The organism is Nocardia huaxiensis, assembly GCF_013744875.1.
Taxonomy (GTDB): Bacteria; Actinomycetota; Actinomycetes; order Mycobacteriales; family Mycobacteriaceae; genus Nocardia; species Nocardia huaxiensis.
On record NZ_CP059399.1, the window covers coordinates 3,821,586 to 3,840,850 of the forward strand.

At 69.1% G+C, this 19,265-nt stretch carries 25 protein-coding genes; 13 read left to right on the forward strand and 12 right to left on the reverse strand.

Translation table 11 applies throughout. From position 1 onward, the window contains the following. Positions 1–2 precede the first annotated feature (2 nt). The 3 genes from H0264_RS17025 to yidC all read left to right on the forward strand — a co-directional run bounded on the left by H0264_RS17025 (position 3) and on the right by yidC (position 1,577). On the forward strand, positions 3–290 hold the full coding sequence (locus H0264_RS17025) for a putative quinol monooxygenase (RefSeq protein WP_181584869.1): 288 nt from the start codon (positions 3–5) through the stop codon (positions 288–290). Between the two features lie 143 nt (positions 291–433). Beyond that, positions 434–727 carry a DUF6412 domain-containing protein gene (locus H0264_RS17030; protein ID WP_181585617.1) on the forward strand — a complete coding sequence of 98 codons (294 nt, stop codon included), beginning with the start codon at positions 434–436 and terminating at the stop codon, positions 725–727. An 88-nt stretch (positions 728–815) separates the two neighbouring features. Beyond that, positions 816–1,577: a membrane protein insertase YidC gene (gene yidC, locus H0264_RS17035; RefSeq protein WP_181584870.1), complete on the forward strand. Its 762-nt coding sequence runs from the start codon at positions 816–818 to the stop codon at positions 1,575–1,577. A 34-nt stretch (positions 1,578–1,611) separates the two neighbouring features. Here yidC and H0264_RS17040 read toward each other — a convergent pair whose 3' ends face one another. Together H0264_RS17040 and H0264_RS17045 are read right to left on the reverse strand one after the other, a co-directional pair. After that, positions 1,612–2,709, reverse strand: coding sequence for a BTAD domain-containing putative transcriptional regulator (locus tag H0264_RS17040; RefSeq protein ID WP_181584871.1), 1,098 nt, complete (start codon positions 2,707–2,709; stop codon positions 1,612–1,614). 127 nt (positions 2,710–2,836) lie between these two features. After that, positions 2,837–3,988 carry a BTAD domain-containing putative transcriptional regulator gene (locus H0264_RS17045; RefSeq protein WP_220139996.1) on the reverse strand — a complete coding sequence of 384 codons (1,152 nt, stop codon included), beginning with the start codon at positions 3,986–3,988 and terminating at the stop codon, positions 2,837–2,839. Between the two features lie 204 nt (positions 3,989–4,192). On the opposite strand from H0264_RS17045, the gene H0264_RS17050 reads away from it, so the two are divergent. Continuing rightward, on the forward strand, positions 4,193–5,221 hold the full coding sequence (locus H0264_RS17050; RefSeq protein WP_181584873.1) for a helix-turn-helix transcriptional regulator: 1,029 nt from the start codon (positions 4,193–4,195) through the stop codon (positions 5,219–5,221). Positions 5,222–5,249: 28 nt separating this feature from the next. On the opposite strand, the gene H0264_RS17055 is transcribed toward H0264_RS17050, so the two are convergent. Beyond that, entirely contained in the window at positions 5,250–5,900 is a 651-nt protein-coding gene (locus H0264_RS17055) for a chymotrypsin family serine protease (protein ID WP_181584874.1), read from the reverse strand. Positions 5,901–5,978: 78 nt separating this feature from the next. Continuing rightward, on the reverse strand, positions 5,979–6,218 hold the full coding sequence (locus H0264_RS17060) for a hypothetical protein (protein ID WP_181584875.1): 240 nt from the start codon (positions 6,216–6,218) through the stop codon (positions 5,979–5,981). Between the two features lie 353 nt (positions 6,219–6,571). On the opposite strand from H0264_RS17060, the gene H0264_RS17065 reads away from it, so the two are divergent. From H0264_RS17065 to H0264_RS17090, 6 genes are all read left to right on the forward strand, one after another. Next, positions 6,572–7,867, forward strand: a complete 1,296-nt coding sequence (locus H0264_RS17065; protein ID WP_181584876.1) for a serine/threonine-protein kinase — start codon at positions 6,572–6,574, stop codon at positions 7,865–7,867. Positions 7,868–7,982: 115 nt separating this feature from the next. After that, positions 7,983–9,320: a histidinol dehydrogenase gene (gene hisD / locus H0264_RS17070; protein ID WP_181584877.1), complete on the forward strand. Its 1,338-nt coding sequence runs from the start codon at positions 7,983–7,985 to the stop codon at positions 9,318–9,320. Next, a complete protein-coding gene (locus tag H0264_RS17075) occupies positions 9,317–10,447 on the forward strand; it encodes a histidinol-phosphate transaminase (RefSeq protein WP_181584878.1) in 1,131 nt (376 codons plus the stop codon). The genes hisD and H0264_RS17075 overlap by 4 nt, the downstream gene beginning before the upstream one ends. Then, positions 10,444–11,061: an imidazoleglycerol-phosphate dehydratase HisB gene (gene hisB / locus H0264_RS17080; protein WP_181584879.1), complete on the forward strand. Its 618-nt coding sequence runs from the start codon at positions 10,444–10,446 to the stop codon at positions 11,059–11,061. Before H0264_RS17075 ends, hisB begins: the two co-directional genes overlap by 4 nt. After that, positions 11,058–11,696 carry an imidazole glycerol phosphate synthase subunit HisH gene (gene hisH / locus H0264_RS17085; protein ID WP_181584880.1) on the forward strand — a complete coding sequence of 213 codons (639 nt, stop codon included), beginning with the start codon at positions 11,058–11,060 and terminating at the stop codon, positions 11,694–11,696. Before hisB ends, hisH begins: the two co-directional genes overlap by 4 nt. A gap of 92 nt (positions 11,697–11,788) precedes the next feature. Further along, positions 11,789–12,238, forward strand: a complete 450-nt coding sequence (locus H0264_RS17090) for a MarR family winged helix-turn-helix transcriptional regulator (RefSeq protein WP_181584881.1) — start codon at positions 11,789–11,791, stop codon at positions 12,236–12,238. Positions 12,239–12,243: 5 nt separating this feature from the next. On the opposite strand, the gene H0264_RS17095 is transcribed toward H0264_RS17090, so the two are convergent. The 8 genes from H0264_RS17095 to H0264_RS17130 all read right to left on the reverse strand — a co-directional run bounded on the left by H0264_RS17095 (position 12,244) and on the right by H0264_RS17130 (position 16,824). Further along, complete coding sequence (locus H0264_RS17095; protein WP_181584882.1) at positions 12,244–12,558, reverse strand: hypothetical protein; 315 nt, start codon at positions 12,556–12,558, stop codon at positions 12,244–12,246. After that, positions 12,551–12,766, reverse strand: a complete 216-nt coding sequence (locus tag H0264_RS17100; protein WP_181584883.1) for a hypothetical protein — start codon at positions 12,764–12,766, stop codon at positions 12,551–12,553. Before H0264_RS17100 ends, H0264_RS17095 begins: the two co-directional genes overlap by 8 nt. A gap of 36 nt (positions 12,767–12,802) precedes the next feature. Next, the gene (locus tag H0264_RS17105; RefSeq protein ID WP_181584884.1) at positions 12,803–13,648 is read right to left on the reverse strand and encodes a cytochrome c biogenesis CcdA family protein; all 846 of its coding nucleotides are present in this window, start codon (positions 13,646–13,648) and stop codon (positions 12,803–12,805) included. Then, a complete protein-coding gene (locus H0264_RS17110; protein WP_181584885.1) occupies positions 13,648–14,430 on the reverse strand; it encodes a DsbA family protein in 783 nt (260 codons plus the stop codon). The genes H0264_RS17105 and H0264_RS17110 overlap by 1 nt, the downstream gene beginning before the upstream one ends. A gap of 119 nt (positions 14,431–14,549) precedes the next feature. After that, a complete protein-coding gene (locus H0264_RS17115; RefSeq protein ID WP_181584886.1) occupies positions 14,550–14,972 on the reverse strand; it encodes a hypothetical protein in 423 nt (140 codons plus the stop codon). A gap of 176 nt (positions 14,973–15,148) precedes the next feature. Further along, positions 15,149–15,682: a hypothetical protein gene (locus H0264_RS17120; RefSeq protein ID WP_181584887.1), complete on the reverse strand. Its 534-nt coding sequence runs from the start codon at positions 15,680–15,682 to the stop codon at positions 15,149–15,151. 32 nt (positions 15,683–15,714) lie between these two features. Further along, positions 15,715–16,452 (reverse strand): hypothetical protein, encoded by a 738-nt coding sequence (locus tag H0264_RS17125; protein ID WP_181584888.1) that lies wholly within the window; start codon positions 16,450–16,452, stop codon positions 15,715–15,717. 15 nt (positions 16,453–16,467) lie between these two features. Next, the gene (locus H0264_RS17130) at positions 16,468–16,824 is read right to left on the reverse strand and encodes a hypothetical protein (protein WP_181584889.1); all 357 of its coding nucleotides are present in this window, start codon (positions 16,822–16,824) and stop codon (positions 16,468–16,470) included. Positions 16,825–16,938: 114 nt separating this feature from the next. Between H0264_RS17130 and H0264_RS17135 the strand changes: the two genes are divergently transcribed. From H0264_RS17135 to priA, 3 genes are read left to right on the forward strand one after another with little or no spacing between them, the layout of a single operon-like run. Next, entirely contained in the window at positions 16,939–17,871 is a 933-nt protein-coding gene (locus H0264_RS17135; protein ID WP_181584890.1) for a hypothetical protein, read from the forward strand. Further along, the gene (locus H0264_RS17140; RefSeq protein ID WP_181584891.1) at positions 17,864–18,481 is read left to right on the forward strand and encodes a hypothetical protein; all 618 of its coding nucleotides are present in this window, start codon (positions 17,864–17,866) and stop codon (positions 18,479–18,481) included. Before H0264_RS17135 ends, H0264_RS17140 begins: the two co-directional genes overlap by 8 nt. 48 nt (positions 18,482–18,529) lie before the next feature. Beyond that, positions 18,530–19,261, forward strand: a complete 732-nt coding sequence (priA, locus tag H0264_RS17145; RefSeq protein WP_181584892.1) for a bifunctional 1-(5-phosphoribosyl)-5-((5-phosphoribosylamino)methylideneamino)imidazole-4-carboxamide isomerase/phosphoribosylanthranilate isomerase PriA — start codon at positions 18,530–18,532, stop codon at positions 19,259–19,261. The last annotated feature ends 4 nt before the right edge of the window (positions 19,262–19,265 follow it).

Sequence of the window (19,265 nt, forward strand, 5' to 3'; positions counted from 1 at the left end):
CCATGTCCTTGCACGTCGTCGCCGAACTCCGCGCCCGCCCCGGCCAGGAGGACCGCCTGCGCACCGCGCTGGAAGCCATGATCGAGCCCTCCCTGGCCGAACCCGGCTGCCTCTCCTACCAGCCCTTCACCAACCCCAACGACCCCACCCACATGGTGGTCGTCGAAGAGTGGACGGCCGCGCAAGCCCTCGAAGACCACTTCACCACCCCCCACTTCCGGCACATCGCCAAGGTCCTCGAAGACATCCTCGGTGAGCCCATGATCATCCGCCGCCTCGTCGCCGAATAACCCGGCGGTCCCACATCCCAACTCGCCACCCCACAGCACGGATCGAGGCTGTGGGGTGGCGATTCGGGATGTGCGGTCAGGGGATTCCGCGGGTTCGGCGCGAGCGCGGTGCGAGCGGGGGCGGTAGTGTCGTGGGCGTGATCATGCGGATGAATTCGGGTGCGCTGCCGGTGGCGGCGCTGCTCGTGTCCGTGTGGGGGCTCATTTTCCTGGCGGCGGAGCCCAATTCGCTGGTGGTGCTGGGGGCGACGATTCTGGTCGCGGTGACCGCTGCCACACTGCTCGCGCCGCGGGGGCGGTTGCTCGCGGTGGTGGCCGTCAATTCCGGGCCGCCGGAATCGGCCAGTCGGCGGCGGCGTGGGGATTATTTGCGGCAGAGCAATCCGGATACGGCGGGGCGGCCGCGGCCGCGAGCGCCCGGGGTGCTGCTCGCCTGATCTCGCGGTGGATTGCGGGGTTGGGCTGATGCTGCCCTGAATCCCTTTCGCCCGCCGCTGTGCGGGCGCCTCGCAGTGAGGTTCCCCCGTGCTCGATTTCGTTTATTACCCCGTGTCCGCTGTGCTGTGGGTGTGGCACACGGCTTTCGCGTCCATGCTCGGTGCGGCCAGCAGTCTGGCGTGGGTGCTGGCCATTGTTTTTCTCGTCATGACCTTGCGGGCACTGCTGTTGAAGCCGTTCCTCGCGACCGTGCGTTTTCAGCGCTCGCTCACGAAAATGCAGCCGCAGTTGCAGGAGATCAAGCGCAAGTATCCGAATGATCTGCAGCGGCAGAGCGTGGAAATGCAGAAGGTGCAGCGCGAACACGGGGTGAGCCTGCTGGGCGGGTGCCTGCCGCCGCTCGCGCAGGGACTCGTGTTCTTCGGGCTGTTCCATGTGCTGCGTTCGTTCAAGAGCGCCGATACCGCCAACTACGTGTTCTCCGCCGATCAGGTCCAGTCGTTCCTGCAGGCGAAACTGTTCGGCGCGCCCCTGGTGTCCACGCTGATCGATGCGGGCCTGTTCAGTTCGGTTGCCGCCGTGGCGATTCCACTGGCGGTGATCGCGGCCATCGCCACCCATTTCACCGCCCGCTTCTCGATCGCGCGCCAGCGGGAATCGGGAGCCGAGGAAACCCAGCAGGTGCGCATCATGAACACCCTGTCGCTGTGGATTTTCCCGATCGGCGCGCTCGTGTCCGGAGTCATCCTCCCGGTCGGCATCCTGCTGTACTTCGTCACCCAGAACGCCTGGACCTTCGCGCAACAGCACCTGGTCTACCGCCGCATGGATGAGAAAACCGCGGTGTGAGATCTTCCGGATCGACGAGCGCGTCGAGTACCGATCAGCCGGTCTTTTCGAAACGCAGTGTGGTGGAACCTATCCCGAGCAGGTCGCCATCGGTGAGGGCGGCATGTCCGAGGATCTGGCCGCCGTTGACGTACACCCCGTTCACCGATCCCAGATCGTGTATCACCACCCCGGCCGCGCGCACCACCAGCCGGGCGTGGGCGCGGCTGACGCGGGGATCGTCGAGCACCAGGTCATTGTTGCGGTCGCGGCCGATGCGCAGCCCGCGCGCGGGCACCTCGAGGACGCGACCGTCCGGAAGGCGCAGGGCCGCGGTGGAATCGGCGTCGGTGGCCGCGGTCTCGGTGCGGCCGGACGGTGGCCGGGGTGCGGCGGGCGGGCGCTGGTGCAGGATCGCGTCGCGCAGGGCGTCGGTCTCGGGGTCGGTGTCCAGGCCCAGGTCTTCGGCGAGCCGTCGCCGGATCAGGTGGTAGGCCTCGAGGGCTTCGCCGGGGCGGCCGGCCGCGTACAGCGCGCGGATGAGCCGCTGCCATACGCCCTCGTGCAACGGGTGCGCGGTTGCCGCCGCCGCCAGTTCGGCGGTGACGGAATCGCCTCGGCCGCAGGCTGTTTCCGCATCGGCGCGGGCCAGTACGACGGTCAGGCGGCGCTCGGTGAGATCGGCGGCGAGCCGGTCGGCGAAGCCGAGGCCGCGCAGTCCCGCGACCGGGTCGCCGTGCCATTCGTCGAGCGCCTCGGTGAAACAGCGGGACGCGGTCGCGTGGTCGCCCTGTGCGACGGCGGCCAGGCCGGCGGTCCGCGCGCGCTCGAATCGCCCGATATCGCAGTCCTCGTCGGCGATGTCGAGGAGATAGCAGCCATTGGCCACGGTTTGCAGGACGGTCGCGTCGTCGACTCCGGCGTTCCGCAGTTCCCGGCGTAGCACCGAGAGGTATCCGTGCAGTCCGCCCGCGGCATTGCCGGGCGGCTGCCCATCCCAGATGGCGTCGATGAGTACCCGAGCGGCCACTCCGCTGCGCCGGTTCACCGTCAAGATCGCCAGCAGCGCTTGTGGTTTCGGCCCGCCGGTGGACAGCGGACGGCCGTCCACGGCCAGCCGCACCGCTCCCAGGAGCTCGATATTCAATCCCACCCGAACCACCGCAACAGATTCCGCAGCCGATCGGACCCGATTCCGGACCGCAGCGCCGGATTCGCGCCCACGCTGATGATATCGGGCGTGCCGGGCCGGTACCTCGAGTCCGGGATCGGAGCGGCGCTCAGCAGGCGGCGTCGAATCGCGCCGCGGTGTGCCGCGTGCCGGCGCCGAGGCTCTCGACCCGAAGACAGGTGCCGCCGAGCGCGATCACATCCCCTTCGGAAACCCGTGCGCTGCCGGGGATCTGGTCGCCGTTGACATACACCCCGTTCGTCGAGGCCAGGTCGTGGATGACCAGTCCGGCGCAGCGCACTACGAGCCGGGCGTGGGTGCGGCTCACCCGGGTGTCGTCGAGCACCAGGTCATTGTCGGCGCCGCGCCCGATGCGCAGGCCGCGCTCGGTGATCTCGACGGTTCGCCCGTCCGGCCCCCGCAGCGCGGCGATCGGGGCGGAGCCGGAGCCGAGGGTCGCGGTGTGCCGGGACGCGGGCTGTGGTGGCAGCGGCGGTCGCCGGTGCACGATGGCGTCGCGCAGCGCATCGGTTTCCGGATCCGGGTCCGCGCCCAGTTCCTCGGCGAGATTACGGCGGATGCGGTGGTAGACGGCCAGTCCGTCGGCGTGCCGGCCGGACGCGTGCAGGGCCCGGATCAGACGCTGCCACAACCCTTCTCGCAGTGGATGCGCGGCGGCCAGCGCGGTGAGTTCGTCGAGCACCGACGTGGCGTGGCCGCGCGCGAATTCGGCGTCGGCGCGGGCGGTGACCACACTGAGCCGCCACTCTGTGACATCGACGGCGAAACGCTCGGCGAAGGCGATGCCGTGCAATCCGGCCAGCGGTTCACCGCTCCACTGCGCGAGCGCGGTGGTGAAGTCGGCGGTCGCCGCGGCGTGGTCGCCGCGGGCGGCGGCGACCATGCCCGCGCTGCGGGAGTGTTCGAATCTGCCGATATCGCACTGGTCGTCGGCGATATCGAGGCGGTAGCAGCCGGCCGCGACGGTGCGCAGCACGGTGCCCGGATCGGCTCCCGCGCTTCGCAGTTCGCGGCGCAGCGCCGCCACGTAGCCGTGCAGGCCGGCCATGGCGCGGCCGGGCGGCTCGTCGTCCCAGATGGTGTCCACCAGCAGCGGTGCGGACACCCCGCGCCGCCGGTTGATGGTCAGCATTGCCAGCAGTACCTGTGGTTTGCGTCCGCGCACGGGAACGGGCCGGCCGTTCACCGTCAACTGGACGGGGCCCAACAGTCGAATATCCAGGTCCGTCACGGTCACCACGCTCTAGTTCTAGGCATCTACAGGATGACACAAGCGTCGATGCCACGGGAGAGGCAGCGAAGCCCAGAAAATATCCACAGTTCCAGAATCGTCCCAGCGGACTTCAAGATTCGTGCTCTACGGTGAGGCGGCTCGGGGATGGAGGAAACTTCCGCGGAGGGAACCTGAGATGCTGCCGATACCCCTGCCCGTGGCCGGTGCGCGATGACCGCCACGCTGCAACGCTTTTCACTGCTGATCACCGCGATCCACGACGCCGGCACCGATCCCGGGCGCTGGGACGAGGTGATCGCCGACATCACAACCGCTTTCGGCACGGTGGCCGGATTCCTCGTCATTGCCGACCCGGCCGGTGGGCGACATTCGGTGCACGCCTGCGGAATCGGCGGGCAGGAACTCCGCGACCGGATCGACGGCCTGGCCGAGCGGATGGCCCGGCACCCGGTTCGCGGCCTCGCCGACGCTGAGTTCGAGACGCCGCCGACGCCGTCCGGCCCGCTGGCCGCCCGGCTCAGCGCTGACCCGCCCTGGTCCTGGATCTGCCTGGAATCGGTTGACTCGCAGTCCGATTCAGACGCCCGAACGCTGCTGAACGCCCTGGTTCCACACCTCGTGCAGGCGCTGCGCACCCGGTCGCGACTGGCCGAGCTGGCCTGGGAACGCACGCTCGCGCTGGCGACCCTGGAGAAGGCCCGCCACGGAATCCTGATCGTCGCCCCGGACACGGCGCTGATCTTCGCCAACTCCCGGGCCGCGGATCTCACCGCCGATCTGGACGGGCTGGCCGTCGACGCGTTCGGGCGCCTGCGCGCCACCTCGCCGGCCGCGCAGCCGCGACTGCACCGGCTGATCGCCGATGCCGCCGGTCCGGCGGGCATGAGTGGCAGTCTCGCGCTCACGCGCCCCTCGGTGAAGCGGCCCTTGACGATTCACGCCGGACCCCTCGACGGTCAGCCCCAGCATCGGGCGGTGCTGCTGCTGGTGTTCGATCCGGAGCACGATCCGGGACTGCCGCCCACGACCCTGCACGAGCTGTACGGATTGACCGAAACCGAGAGCCTGGTCGCCCGAGGGGTGTTGCGCGGCGACGGATTGCCCGCCGTCGCCGCACAGCTGTGCGTGTCCCTGAGCACCGCACGGACCCATCTACAGCACATCTTCGTCAAGACCGGCACTCACCGGCAGGCGGAGCTGGTGCGGTTACTGGCGACGGTCGCGCTTGCGGCACAGTAATTTTCGCGTTCCCGCGAAGTGCGTGAGGTCAGACCGGCCGGAACCCGGCTCCCACCCCGCCGCGAGCATCGACATCACCGACGACGGTGCTGAAATTGACACCCACCTCGGGGCCCAGGCACGGGGTCGAGAGGTAGCCGTTCACCATCCCCACCAGGGTCGTGCCGACCACCACCGGCCCGCCGGAGTCGCCGACGATCACGCAGATCTGGGTGAATGTCCATGTCTGCGTGGCGAACAGGTCGCCGTACACCAGGCCGCAGGTGTGCCCGGTGGTGCGGCCCTGTTTGCAAGCTATCGCCGGAAATTGCGCGGGCAGGCCATATCCGGAAATCGTGGTCGCGCCGATTCGATTCACCGGTGTCACCAGTTGCTCGTCGAATTCGATCACGGCGTAATCCAATTCGGGATTGGTGAAGGAAATGGCGCCGAGTGTGCCGGCCTCGCGGTCGGCCTCGGAGGCGATGCCGGCGCCCGGCGTCCCGCAGTGCGCGGCGGTGAAGCCGACCATTCGGCCGCGTGCGTCCCAGCCGATGGTGGTCAGCGTGCACAGCGCACCGTCGTCGAGGACGATGCCCGAGCCGCCGCCCAGCACCGCCGGGTCGGCCGCCCGCGCACTCCCGGCCGACGTCCACGCCATACCGATCGCCGCGATCAGCATCAGGAATCTGCCCACCATGACTGTCTCCAAAATGTGTGTGCGCCAAGAATTCCGGCGCACCCCACACCGGATGCGAGAGCGCGCCGGTCATATCGATCAGACCACACAGAGGGGGAACAGAATCGGGATTGTGAACAGTACTATCTGGCATGTATTGACCGCACCCGGAATGGTGAGGAACGGCGACAGCACCGCGGGCTCCACCTCGACACCCTGCACGGGCGCGACGGGCGCGGGTTCCGCCGCGGGCGCGGCGGCCGCGACTCCCGTGCCGACCGCGATCAGCGGTGCGCATGCCAGCGCCGCGACGGTCGCCCGGAACTTATTGTTGCTCATGACTTTCTCCTGACTGTTTGCGAATCACGCGATGCGGCCGGCCGCATCGGCCGGATTCCACACGAACAGCACAGCATCGGCGGGCCGGGAAAGTCCTCCCCCGAACACATGAAATACGGTTCCAGAAAAATTCGAGCGCACTTCGAGTTTCGCGCTCTACGGTTGCCGCCGGAGAAAGAACTTCGCGAGGACCGGCCGTCGCTGCAGGGCGACCGGCGCCGTATCGGGCCGGTGTCGGCAGGCCGGCCCGATACGGGTCGCGCGCGAAATCTTCGGCTACTCTCCGGATTTCGCGTACCACCACCCGCCTGCGGTCGGATTATCGATACAGGACCGCAGGAGGGGAGAGGCGTATGCCCGCGCGGGAACTGATCGCCGGAACCGTCTTCGCCGAGCACCTGATCACCGGCTTCCTCGGATCGGGCGGCATGGGCACGGTGTACACGGCCAGGCATCCGCGGCTGCCGCGCACGGTCGCACTCAAGATCCTGGATCCGGTGCTGAACGAAAACCAGCGCTTCTCCGCCCGTTTCGATCGCGAAGCGGATCTGGTCGCCCGCCTCGACCACCCGAATATCGTGGACGTCTACGACCGCGGCATCGAGGACGGCACGCCCTGGGTGTCCATGCGCTACGTCTCCGGCGGCGATGTCGGGCAGCTGCTGCGCCGGCATCGCGGCGGGCTGTCGGCCCAGCGCGCCGTGCACATTGTCGCCGAGGTCGCCAAGGGGCTCGATCACGCACACGAGCAGGGCATCGTGCACCGGGATGTGAAGCCCGCCAATATCTTCCTCGCCGAGGACGATCGGGTGCTGATCGGCGACTTCGGCATCGCCCGCAGCGCGGCGCGGGCGGTGACCCTCACCACCGGCCCGATCGCGCTGACGCCCGCGTACGCCGCGCCCGAACAGCTGGCCGGGGGCCAGGCCGATCGCCGGACCGACGTGTACGCGCTCGGGGTGACGCTGCACGAACTGCTCACCGGCAGCCTGATCGGTTCGGGCGTGCCGGCGACGCCGCCCTCCCCGCGCCTGGCGGCCGTCATCGCCACCGCCACCTCCTACGATCCGGCCATGCGATACGGCAGCTGCGGTGCGCTCGCGGCCGCCGCCACGGCCGCGCTGACGAAGGACCGCGCCCGGCGGATTCCGTGGCTCCCACTCGCCGCCGTCGTATTGGTGGTGGTGGCCGTTGCGGCCGGGGTGATCGCCCTGCCGCGCGGTGGTGACCCGCAGGCGCAGCCGGTGCCCTCGATCGTGCGGTTCGAGATCCCCACGAGCCTGCCGCTGCTGTGCCCGGTGCCCTATCTGAAATCCGATCGGGGAGCCGTCGCCTTCTGCACCCAATTCGACGACGCGGCCAACCTCGTCCGCTGGGGCAGCTATTTCCCGGTGACCGGGGAATGGTTCCCGCAGGGGCCCTACACACCGGTCGACCGCGCCGAACGGATCGAGCCGCAGCTCGACGGCACGCTGTTCGTCGGCGTCGGCTTCGTCCGCAATGAGGCGACCGGTCGGGTCGCGGGAGCGGGCCACCGCTACAGTGCCGCGCACGATGAGGGCGAGTTCGCGCTCGGCCACGTCAGCGACGGGCTGTCGACGGCGTCCCCGCGTATGGCGGTCTGCCCCGCCGACCTGTCCGAGTGCTGACCAGGTCTGACAGATAACCGCTGGCATCGACCCGATAGGCTGGTAGCCGGTCGCGGGCGTACTCATCGTTCGCCCGACCTCGACGAATCAGCACAGACAAGGACAACACAGCGCTATGACCAGCCGCATCGAGCTCGCCCGCGTGGATCTGCGCGGACGTACGCCCACTGCCGCCGAACTCCGGGCGGCGCTGCCGCGCGGCGGCGTCGACGTGGACTCGGTGCTGCATCACGTGCGGCCGGTCGTGGAGGCCATCCGCGATCGGGGCGTCGAGGCGGCGCAGGAATTCAGCCTGAAGTTCGACGGGGTGGCGCCGCAGAGCGTGCGCGTCCCGGCGGCCGAGCTGGACAAGGCTCTCGCCGAACTGGATCCGGCGGTGCGCGCCGCGCTCGAGGTCGCCATCGAACGCACCCGCAAGGTGCACGCGGATCAGCGGCGCACCGACAAGACCACCGAGGTGGTGCCCGGCGGCACCGTCACCGAGCGGTGGGTGCCGGTCGAGCGGGTCGGGCTGTACGTGCCGGGCGGCAATGCCGTCTACCCGTCCTCGGTTGTCATGAATGTGGTTCCGGCGCAGGCCGCGGGCGTGGAGTCGCTGGTGGTGGCCTCGCCGCCGCAGGCTCAGTTCGACGGACTGCCGCACCCGACGATTCTCGCGGCCGCCAAACTGCTCGGCGTCACCGAGGTGTGGGCGGTCGGCGGGGCGCAGGCCGTGGCGCTGCTGTCCTACGGCGGCACCGATACCGATGGCGCGCAACTGGAACCGGTCGACATGATCACCGGGCCCGGCAATATCTATGTGACGGCCGCGAAACGCTTGTGCCGCGGCCTGGTCGGCATCGACGCCGAGGCCGGGCCGACCGAGATCGCGATTCTGGCCGACGCCACCGCCGATCCGGCGCATGTGGCCGCCGACCTCATCTCGCAGGCCGAACACGATGTGCTGGCCGCCAGCGTGCTGGTGACCGACAGCGTGGAACTCGCCGACGCCGTGGATGCCGCGCTCAGCGCGCAGATGACGGTGGTCAAGCACCACGATCGCGTCGCGGAAGCCCTGTCCGGCAAGCAGTCCGGCACCGTGCTGGTGGACGATATCGATCAGGGACTGCGCGTGGTCAACGCCTACGCCGCCGAGCACCTGGAGATCCAGACCGCCGACGCCTCGGCCGTGGCCGCCCGAGTGCGCAGTGCCGGAGCGGTTTTCGTGGGCGCGTGGTCGCCGGTGTCGCTGGGCGACTACTGCGCGGGCTCCAATCACGTGCTGCCGACCGCCGGATGCGCCCGGCACTCCTCGGGGTTGAGCGTGCAGACCTTCCTGCGCGGCATCCACGTGGTCGACTACTCCGAGCAGGCGCTGCAGGATGTCGCCGGACACGTGGTGGCGCTGGCCAATGCCGAGGATCTGCCCGCGCACGGTCAGGCCGTGCAGGTGCGGTTCGGAGCGCTGTCGTGAACGCTGTGACAGTTCCGGGCTCGGCCATCTCGCTCGACGATCTGCCGCTGCGCGACAACCTGCGCGGCAAGAGCCCGTACGGCGCACCGCAATTGACGGTGCCCGTGCAGCTCAATACCAACGAGAATCCGCATCCGCCGAGCCGGGCCCTCGTCGACGATGTCGCCGAGTCCGTGCGCGCGGCGGCCGCCGACCTGCACCGCTACCCGGACCGCGATGCCGTGGCCCTGCGCAGCGATCTGGCCGCCTACCTCACCCGGCAGACCGGCGTGACGCTGGATGTGTCGAATGTGTGGGCCGCCAATGGATCCAACGAAATCCTGCAGCAACTGCTGCAGGCGTTCGGCGGACCCGGCCGCAGCGCACTGGGTTTCGTGCCGTCGTACTCGATGCACCCGATCATCTCCGAGGGCATCGACACCGAATGGATCGAAGCCAAGCGCAATGGCGACTTCTCCCTCGACGTCGACTACGCGGTAGCGGTGATCCACGAGCGCCGCCCCGACGTGGTGTTCGTGACCAGCCCCAATAACCCGACCGGCCACAGCATTCCGCTCGCCGATCTGGAACGCATCCTCGACGCCGCCCCCGGCATCGTGGTGGTCGACGAGGCGTACGGGGAGTTCTCGAACGCACCGAGCGCCATCGCGCTCATCGACCGGTACCCGGCGAAAGTCGTTGTCTCCCGCACCATGTCGAAGGCGTTCGCCTTCGCCGGCGGACGCCTCGGCTACCTGGCCGCCGCACCCGCCGTGATCGACGCGCTGCTGCTGGTGCGCCTGCCGTATCACCTGTCGGTGGTCACCCAGGCCGCCGCCCGCGCCGCCCTGCGGCACGCCGACGAAACCCTCGGTAGCGTCGCCGAACTCGCCGCCCAGCGCGATCGGGTGGCGGAAGCCCTGCGCGGCATGGGATTCCACGTGATTCCCTCCGACGCCAACTTCATCCTGTTCGGCCACTTCGAGAATTCCGGCCGGGCCTGGCAGCGGTATCTGGACGACGGCGTGCTCATTCGCGACGTCGGCATTCCCGGCTACCTGCGCGCCACCATCGGCCTGGCCGCCGAGAACGACGAATTCCTGCGCGTCAGCGCGACTTTGGCAGCCGAGGAGCTGATCGCTGCATGACCGACCGTATCGCCCGGGTGGAACGCACCACCAAGGAATCCAGCATCGTCGTCGAGATCAACCTCGACGGCACCGGCAAGACCGACATCTCCACCGGCGTGCCCTTCTACGACCACATGCTGACGGCCTTCGGCCAGCACGGCAGCTTCGACCTGACCGTGCAGGCCAAGGGCGACATCGAGATCGAAGCCCACCACACGGTCGAGGACACCGCCATCGTCATCGGTCAGGCGCTGGCGCAGGCGCTGGGCGACAAGAAGGGCATCCGCCGTTTCGGCGACTCCTTCATCCCCATGGACGAAACCCTCGCCCAGGCCATCGTCGACGTGTCCGGCCGCCCGTACTGCGTGCACACCGGCGAACCGGAGCACCTGCTGCACACCGTGATTCCCTCGGCCGGGCCGGGCGCGTCCTACTCGACCGTGCTCAATCGCCATGTGTTCGAGTCGATCGCGCTCAATGCCCGCATCGCCCTGCACGTGCGCGTGCTCTACGGCCGCGACCAGCACCACATCACCGAAGCCGAATTCAAGGCGGTGGCACGGGCTTTGCGCGCCGCCGTCGAACACGATCCGCGCGTGACCGGCGTGCCGTCCACCAAGGGGACGCTATGAGCAAGAAGATCGCCCTGCTGGACTACGGCTCCGGCAACCTGCACTCCGCCGCTCGTGCGCTGGCCCGCACCGGCGCGGATGTCACCGTCACCGCCGATCCCGAAATCGCTTTGAACGCCGACGGTCTCGTGGTCCCCGGCGTCGGCGCGTACGCCGCATGCATGGCCGGACTGAAGGCCGTGCGTGGTGACCGCATCATCGGCAAGCGGCTCTCCGGCGGCCGTCCCGTGCTCGGCATCTGCGTGGGCATGCAGATCCTGTTCGAGCGCGGCGTCGAATTCGGCGTCGAAACCGAAGGCTGTGCCGAATGGCCCGGCGTCGTCGAACGCCTGGATGCCCCCGTGCTGCCGCACATGGGCTGGAACACGGTGAAGGCGCCCGAGGACAGCGTCCTGTTCGCGGGCATGGATGCCGACACTCGCTTCTACTTCGTTCACTCCTACGCCGCGCAGACCTGGGCGTGGGAGCCGGACGGCGGCAGCCAGATCGCCCCGGCCAAGCTGACCTGGGCCGAACACGGCGTCCCGTTCCTGGCGGCCGTCGAGAACGGTCCCTTGAGCGCCACCCAGTTCCACCCGGAGAAGTCCGGCGACGCCGGCGCCCACCTGCTCCGCAACTGGGTCGAATCCCTCTGACGATCGCTTCCCTGCGCTCCGGATGTGATCCGGTCGTTCGCACAGTGAAACCCTCACCGCCGGTGGGGGTTTCACTCGTTTACAGTGCTCCCATGGAGTTCGCTCACACCGGAGCGTCCGGCAGACTGCGCGCCCTGCCCACCCGCCTCGTCGGCCAGGTCGCCCTCATCGCCCACCGCGCCACGGACAAAGCCTTGGCCGACACCGGTTCCCGCCGCTACCACTACGCCATCCTCGCCACCCTCGACGAAGCCGGCCCCCTCAGCCAAGCCGAGGTGGGCCGCCGCACCGGCATAGACCGCAGCGACATAGTCGCCGCAGTCAACGACCTGTCCACGCGCGGCCTGGCAGCCCGCACCCCCGACCCCACCGACCGCCGCCGCAATATCCTCACCCTCACCGCGGCCGGCCACACCCACCTCGACGACCTCGACGCCCGCCTGGAATCCGCCCAATCCGAATTCCTCCCCGGCTTCAGCCCCGCCGAACGCGCCACCCTCGTCCTCACCCTCACCCGCATCCTCGACGCCCACACCCCCTGAGGTCGTCAGAGGTCGAAGCGGGCGCGGAGGGCGATCTTGACTTCCTCCAGGGAGCCTTCGGCCAGGCGGGCCTGGCGGGCCACGAAGTACTCCTTGGGGAGGGCGGCCAGTTCGTGGATGGCTATGACGTAGTCGCCGGGGAGGCGGACGGTCAGGAGTTCCAGGGAGGGCGGGACGTCTCGGGCCTCGCGGACCAGGGCGCAGAGGACCGTGGGGCGGAGTCTGGTGACAGCGTCGGAGTCGACGATGATCACCGAGAACTCCTGCCCGGACGGGGTGCGGACGCGCCAGAGTTCGCCTTGGGCAGCGGGTTCAGTCATCGAGGTTCGGCAGCGATCCCTCGCGGGTGAACGAGGTGTCGGGGCCGCCGCGCTCGGCCTCGAAGGCGGCGAGCTTGCGCAGGTCGTCCTCGAGGATGCGCTGGCGGACCGCCCGAGCGATGTACTCGCTCTGTTTTCCCTCGCCGGCAACCTTTTTCAGCCGCACCGCGAGCTCGTCGGGCAGGAGGACGGTTACCTTCGTGGCCATACGTACGATCGTACGTCCATAGCCGGTGTCTCTCAATCAGTCTCGGGCACCGGCTTCGGTGCGATTTCCGCGCAGGAGCCGCACCGACACCCAGGCCAGCGCGACCACCCCGAGTAGCAGGAGCAGCGTGGTGTCGGGGATGGCGTCGCCGATGCTCAGAACCTTGGTCTCCAAGGTGAATTCGCGGTCGGTGCCGATCGAACCGAGCAGCGCCGAGGTGCTGTTCGAGGTCAGGAACAGCACGCCGAGGAGAATGAAGAACGCACCCGAGATGAGGCTGGTCGTATGCAGGTGCACGCGGCCGACGGTGATGGCCCGGCCGCGCAACCAGCGGCGACGGCCCAGATCGCAGCGATCCCACAGCAGGGCCAGCGCGAACAGCGGCATCGCCATGCCCAGCGCGTAGACGGCGAGCAGGGAAGCGCCGTGCAGCGGAGAACTGCTCAGGGCCGCCACGGTGAGAATCGAACCCAGGATCGGCCCGGTGCAGAAGCCGGACAGGCCGTAGACCATGCCCAGCAGGTAGACGCCCGCGGCATTCTCCGAGCGGCCGTGCCGCGCGGCCCAGCGTTGCGCGAAACCGAATTGGAAACCGCGGCCGAGGATTTGGAGCACACCCAGCGCAATGATGGTCCAGCCGCCGATGGTCACGATCAGTTCGCGGTGACGCGTGAGCACCGCGCCGATCAGCGATCCGGCCGCGCCCAGCGGCACCAGGGTGGTGCACAGGCCGAGATAGAACGCGCTGGTCCGGCTGACCAGTTTGCCGGGCGAATCGAAGGAGTATGCGAAGAAGCTGGGCAGCAGCAGGGCGCTGCACGGGCTCAGCAGCGCCAGCAGGCCGCCGAGAAACGCTGCGGTGTAACCGATTCCGGAGCCCATCACTTGCTCGCCGCCGACGCTTCCCGCAGCGCGGATTCGATGACGGCCGTCATCTGCTCCACCGGGCGCGCGCCCAGCACCGGGCGGCCGTTGATCAGGAACGCCGGAGTCGAGTTGACGCCGATGTTCATGGCCTCGTTGATATCGGTGGTCACCGCCGCGCGGGCCCGGTCCGAATTCATATCCGCCCGGAACTTCTCGATATCGGCGACTCCGGCCTGCCCGGCCCACTCCACCATGCGATCCACGGTGTACCCGCCGGTGTTCTTCTTGGCCGGCGCATTGGCGAACAGCAGATCGTGCATCTCCCAGAACCGGCCCTGCTGCCCGGCCGCCCAGGCCGCGCGCGCCGCCAGCTCCGACTCCTCACCGAACAGTGCGAGATTGCGCCACTCGATCCGCAATTGGCCGCTCGCAAGGTATTTCGACACCAGCTGCGGTTCGATGTGCTCGGCGAACTGCTTGCAGTACGGGCACTGGAAATCGGAGTACTCGACCATCACCACCGGCGCGTCGGCCGCACCCCGGCCCAGCGGATCGGCGGCATCGCGCCGCGCCAGCGCCGCCAGCTGCTTGATCACCTCATCCTGAGCGGAACTCGTCGCCCCGGCGGCCTGCGTGCTGTCGTCGGACTTCCCGCCCACCAGCTGCGAAATGGCGAACACGAGCAGCACCACCGCGGCGAACGCGGCCGCCACGGCCCCGGCCTTGCGGATCGGAAAACCGGTGGGAACCGGTGCGGGAGCGGACTTTCGGGTACGACGATTCGAACGATCGGACATCAGCGCGAATACTCCTGACTGGGCGCGCCACAGCGAAGGGTGGCGCGAATTGCGAACTGAGACATGACAGATCCCGGCCCGAACCCTCATCGGTGAGGGCGTCGGCGCCGAGAAGTCGTCTAAATCCGCAGAACCGTAGTCAGATCCAAGGCCGGAGCCGGTGGCCCCACCGTGCCCACCGGCACGAACAGCGCGGCCTGCGGGCACACCCCGATCACCGAACCGGGCGCGTCGAACACCGCGAACGACAGCCGCACATCGTCTCGATGCGGCACGGTCGCCTGCACCGGGCCCACCGGCGAATCCGGCGCCTTCCGGCAACTCGGCGCTTTCGCCGTCGGGGCCGTAACCAGGTCGGCATCCCCCGCGGCCATCGCGGTGGTGGAGGCGGGCGCCGACCCGAAACTCGCCGCTCGCTCGCCCACGGTGCACAGCACCACGAGCCCGGCGACCAGCCCGATGATCGCCAGCACCGCGCCCCCGAACAGCGTGTGTACACGCTGCGGCGACGGGCGGCGAAGCGACCCGGGTCGGAAATTCACGCCGCCGAGTGTACGGGACCGCCCCTACTCGGTCCGTCCACCCGCGCCCGAATCGGCACGCCCGTCCCACCTGCCGCGGGTGTCGGCCCACGGCTGAGTTCCGGTCGTCCCGGAGTCGACCCGAGTCGGGGAGCTCTTGCCGTCACGGGCCGACCGGTGACGGCAAGCCCGTGCTGTCACGGCGTCGACCAGCAGGCCGGCTCCGCGGCGGACGGATCGGACAGACAGAACTGGATGAGGTTGGGCAGTGACCCGGGACCGGCGGCAGGCAGCTTCCACGGCACGGCCGGGCTCGACACCGCGCCTGCCCGTGCGCACGAATTCTCGAATCCGGTCTGGCCCCAGGTGGCGGTCAGATAGCCGGATTCGGCTCGGGCCCAGAAGTATTGGGTGCCGTTCGCGTCCGCCGACCACACCCGGGCGCGGGCGGCGCCGGCGGTGAGATCGGTGATCGTCCAGCCGCCGGACAGCGGTTGGTCGATCACGGCCGGGTCGGTCAGCACACAACCGGAGGAGTCGACGGGCTGAGCGTCAGCCGACGACAATACGGCCGAGGTGGTTGCCGGTGCCGAATCGGTGGCCGGGGCAGTGGTGGCTGGGCTGGTGGTCACGACCTGTACGCCGTCCGGCAGCTGGTCCGTGGTGCACGCGGCGGTGACGATCGAGGCCGCCACCGCCACGGCGACGGTCAGCCCGCGATGCGCTGACATGTGTGAATCATGATGTGCGGTAGTGCTTTCTGTCAGTAGTGCGAGGGCGGATAGCCGCCCGGTTGGATGGGGGACAGGGACGGTTCCGGAATGATCCGGAACAGGTAGTCGGTGGTGTGCTCGGGCGCGAACCAGTCGCCGCTGCGCGGGTTGTAGACCGCGTGGTCCCGCCCGCAGTAGACGAGCGTCTCCCACACCTGGACGCGCAGGCCGGCGCGCCCGCGGGCCTCGATCTTGGATTGATCCGATGCGGTCGCCTCCTCGTCCAGATGGTCCGCGATGCGGCGCGAGAGCGGAACCCCGATGCCGCCCACCACCGCCGGGAAACACAGTGCGCCCAGGACGAATCCGAAGAATCCGTCCGCTACGAGCAGGCCCAGCAGCAGGCAGAGGGCGGTCAGCGCCCACGTACCCACGGTCAGCGGGGTGCTGAGCGGATGCCTGGTCAGATAGGCGTAGCGGCGGTCCAGGAACTCCACGTCACCCAGGGTCTCGGCGAGACCGGTGCTTTCGACGCCCTGCTGGGACATCGACCCCGACATGTGCGTCGAACTCGAGCCGCGCATGGTGGACGTGCCACTGGTGAAAGCGCCGGGCAGCAGGGAGCCGGAGCTCCGCACGCTGCCCGAGCTCTTGCCCTTCAGATCGAAACTCGTTGTCCCACCGAGGTGCAACTCCGAGACCGAACTGCTGTAGCGCACATCGTTCTGCAGGATGGCGCGAATGGTGCGGGCCTGATCGAGCAGCCCGCAGCGGGGGCAGGGATTCATCCGAGATGCCCGGCCTCACACGTGCTTCACGTCGGAGCAGTGGCTCTGGTCGTTGAACCAGCAGAGCTTCGCACCCCAGATGCGCGGATACTTGCGGCGGTCGTAGGTGAACTGGCGGGTCTCGCCGTCGGCCTTCTTGATCGACAACCACTCCGGATTGTCGCGGCCGTCCATGTAGAGGAGCAGGGACGCGCCGTCGGTGGTGCCGCGCGACACCCACGCCCACCCGGTGTCGGGATCGATATCGGCCCAGCGGCCACCGTCCCAGCCGAAGTCGGCGCGCGCCGAGGCGGGGCCGGCGCCGAGCGCGGTGCCCAGGAACGCGGAGGTGGCGAGGACGGTCAGCAGCAGCGGCCGGATGTGTTTTCTCATGCCGATGATGGAAGCAGCGCGGACTGGCCCGGACCTGTGCAGAACTCTGCCGATGCCCTATGGAAGTCGTTGCGGCCTGCGGTTTTTCGTGACCATGCCATAGGATTCCGAGCTGTGGTCGAAGGTTCGATTCCGCCGGAGCTGGCGCGGCTGTGCACCCAGGCCGAAGCCGTCGAGGATGTGCGCGGATTCGGGGAATTGCTCGCCGCGGCAGCGGATCTGGCCGATGTGTCCCGTGGCGACGCGGTCCGCGAACTGGGCGGCACCAGCAGCGTCTACCAATGGTTCCGCGGCGAGACCCTGCCCGGAAAACGCAAAACCGCCCACCTGCTCGCCGCCTATCTCGCCCGCGCCCTGGAGGACCGATTCCCCCACGCCGACACCGAGATCGGCGAACTGATCCTCGCCGCCTGGGACACCGCGCGGGCTGGCACGCGGCGTCGGCAGGCCGACCGCGGTCGTGCCCTCACCCGAGACCCGGCCACCCGGATCACGCCGGAGGCGGCACCGCCCCGCCGCGGACTCCGGCGGGCCGCGCTCGTCGTGGCGCTGGTTATCCTCGGCGCCGCAGTCGGATTCGCAGTGACCCGCGCGATGGTCGTGGTGACGCGTGGGCCCGTACCGCCCTGTGCGGAGGCCGTGGCGGCGCATCATTCCGGTGGCTTCGTGCAGTTGAACATCGGCTACGGCCCGCCGGGGGATCCGATGGCATCCCAGCGGGTCGAACTGCGCGTGCAGAAGATCGACGACCGATCGGATTGGGCCGATGCCGACTGGATCGCGTACGCCCATCTCGTGCAACAGGTTTCCGACCGCGACGAGGTCTGGATGGATTGGCGCGGCGACGAGGACGGCGACGGAACCGTCGAAACCTACCGCTGCCCGGCCGAACTGGTGAACCAGCGCTGGCAGACGCCCGGTATCCGCGCTCGCGACGCCTACGGCGAACGCCGCTGGTTCCGTGCCTGCGCCGCCGTGCCCGAGGAGCTCGCCGTGGCCGGCCGCTCACGCAACAACTGCACCGGGTGGGAGCGCCCCGATGACTGAGCACACCCCGCAGCGGCCGAACCTTGCTCAGCGTCTCCGGCTGCAAAACCTGAAGCGCCTGCGGCTCGCGGATCTGGAGCGCCTGCGGCTGGGGCGGCGGCACATCCTCGCCCTGCTGACCGGGATCCTGCTCGGCATTACCGGCGGTCTGGTCTGGGACTACCGTCCCACCGTCGACCACGTCCCGGCCGACTCGCCGCTCATGGCGTATCCGCAGTGCGGCGAGCAGCTCACGCCCGATCCGGCGATCACGCCGTCGATAGAACTGTTCTCCACCGCCTTCGGCACCCCCATCCGCGATCGTCGCGTCGAACTCCGCTCGCAGCGGCATCCCGTGCACGGCCCCATCGTGTGGGCCGAGGTGGTCGCCTCCACCAGTGACCTCGACCGGGTCTGGCTCGATTGGAGCTACGTCCGCGACGCCGAGGATCATTCGCTGTGGCAGGACTGCGCGCAGCCGATCACCATGGGCCGCGCCACCCCGGCCCTGAAGGTTTTCGACGACCGCGGCCGCTCCCGCTGGTTCCGGGCCTGCGGGCAGGTGCCGCCGCAGGATCGGGGCGCACGGCCCTCGGGCAGCTACTGCACCGAGTGGGGCCGGCCTTTCTGACATCGGGGCGAAAACGGATGACCTGCCGGTAACTACTAAGATGCTCCCGTGAGTCTTGTGCTGCTACCCGCCGTCGATGTCGCCAATGGTGAGGCCGTGCGCCTCGTGCAGGGAGAGGCGGGCAGCGAAACCAGTTACGGTTCGCCGCGGGACGCCGCCCTGGCCTGGCAGAACGCCGGGGCGGAGTGGGTGCATCTGGTGGATCTGGATGCCGCGTTCGGCAAGGGCTCCAATCGTGCACTGATCGAGCAGGTCGTCGGCGAACTCGATGTGAAAGTCGAGCTGTCGGGCGGTATCCGCGATGACGAGTCGCTGAAGGCGGCCCTCGCGACCGGCTGCGCGCGCGTGAACATCGGCACCGCGGCCATCGAGAATCCGGAGTGGTGCGCTCGCGCCATCGGCGAGTACGGCGAGCGCATCGCGGTCGGACTGGATGTGAAACTCATCGACGGTGAATGGCGGCTGCGGGGACGCGGCTGGGTCACCGACGGCGGCGACCTGTGGGAGGTCCTGGAACGCCTCGAGCGCGACGGCTGCTCCCGCTACGTGGTCACCGATGTGGGCAAGGACGGCACGCTGACCGGACCGAACCTGGATCTGCTGGCCCAGGTCGCCAATGCCGCCGAAGCGCCGGTCATCGCCTCCGGCGGCGTCTCCACCCTCGACGACCTGCGCGCCATCTCGACCCTCGTCGACGAGGGCGTGGAGGGCGCGATCATCGGCAAGGCGCTGTACGCGGGACGGTTCACGCTGCCCGAGGCGCTCGCGGCGGTGCGATAGCCCT